The organism is Acidovorax cavernicola (genome assembly GCF_003581445.1).
This window is the reverse complement of sequence record NZ_QXMN01000224.1, coordinates 1-1323: the sequence shown is the minus strand read 5'-3', so window position 1 is coordinate 1323 and position 1323 is coordinate 1. Positions and strand designations below refer to the sequence as shown.

Here is a 1323-nt window from a genome sequence, read left to right as displayed (position 1 = left end):
GAGACAGAAACGGCTGACGCCAGCCGTTTCGCACGCATGCGCTGGCCGATGACGTCGCTGTCGGCGCAGGCCGCACGGGCGTGGTGCTGGTGCATGGCTATCTGTGCAACCGCGCATTCTGGCAGCCCTGGCAGCGGCTGTTCGCGGCGCGCGGCATCCCCTGCATCGCGGTCACGCTCGAGCCTGCCTGGGGATCAATGGACGACTGCGTTCCCGATCTGGACGCGGCCGTGCGCCGCATGGCGCAGGCCACGGGCCGGCCGCCGGTGCTGATCGGCCACAGCATGGGCGGTCTGGTGATCCGCGCCTGGCTGCGCAGCCGCGGCGCCGTGGTCGGCGACGGCGTGGGCCAGGCGCAGGCCGCGCAGCGGCTGCAGGCGCTGGTGGCGCGCGTGATCACGCTGGCCACGCCGCACCGCGGCACCTGGATCGCGAATTTCAGCCATAGCGTCAACGGCCGGCAGATGCGCCTGGGCAGCGACTGGCTGCGCGACCTTGCGGCCGATGAGCCGCAGGCCCTGGCCGCGCGCATGACCTGCTGGTACTCGAACTGCGACAACCTCGTGATGCCCGCGCTCGCGGCGACCTACCCCGGTGCCGACAACCGGCTGATCGCCGACCAGGCCCATGTGCAGCTGGTGTTCGACCCGCAGCTCATGCAGCACTGTGCGGCCTGGGTGGAGCGCGTTCAGGCCTGCGCCGCAATGAGCTGCCCGTCGGCCGAAAACTCGGGCAGCGCGCGCAGCTGCGGGTACAGCGGCGCGAAGTCGGCTTCTGTCATGTCGAACAGCTGCTGCAGGTCGTCGATCACGAAATAGGTCTGCTGGTAGCTGTCGATCTTGTAGCGCGAGCGCATCGCGCGCTCCACCGTGAGCGGCAGGCGTTGCGGCAGCGGGCTTTCGACCGAATAGACCAGCTCGCCACCCGAACTCAGAATGCCCGCGCCGTAGGCGCGCAGGCCGCCGGCCTCGCGGATCAGCCCGAACTCGATCGTGTACCAGTACAGCCGCGCGAGCATTTCGCAGGCACCCAGGCGGTGCGCCTTGATGCCGCCCTGGCCGTAGCGCTGCACATAGTCGGCGAGCACCGGGTTGAACAGCAGCGGCACATGGCCGAACAGGTCGTGGAAGACGTCGGGCTCGACGATGTAGTCGAACTCGGCCGGCGTGCGTATCCAGTCGGTGACCGGAAAGCGGCGGTCGGCGAGCAGCTCGAAGAACGCCAGCTCGGGAATCAGCCCGGGCACGGCGACGATCTGCCAGCCCGTGGCCGGCATAAGCCGCGCGTTGATCTCCTCGAAGCGCGGAATGCGCTCATGGGGCC

At 69.4% G+C, this 1323-nt stretch carries 1 protein-coding gene and 1 pseudogene; one reads left to right on the top strand and one right to left on the bottom strand.

Annotated elements, in window-relative coordinates; translation table 11 throughout:
* Positions 1-80: 80 nt before the first annotated feature.
* Positions 81-575: pseudogene (locus tag D3H34_RS34860) on the top strand (esterase/lipase family protein); the annotation flags it as partial.
* A gap of 113 nt (positions 576-688) precedes the next feature.
* On the opposite strand, the gene phhA reads toward D3H34_RS34860, so the two are convergent.
* A partial coding sequence (gene phhA, locus D3H34_RS32725; RefSeq protein ID WP_119558872.1) for a phenylalanine 4-monooxygenase occupies positions 689-1323 on the bottom strand: 635 nt, incomplete at its 5' end.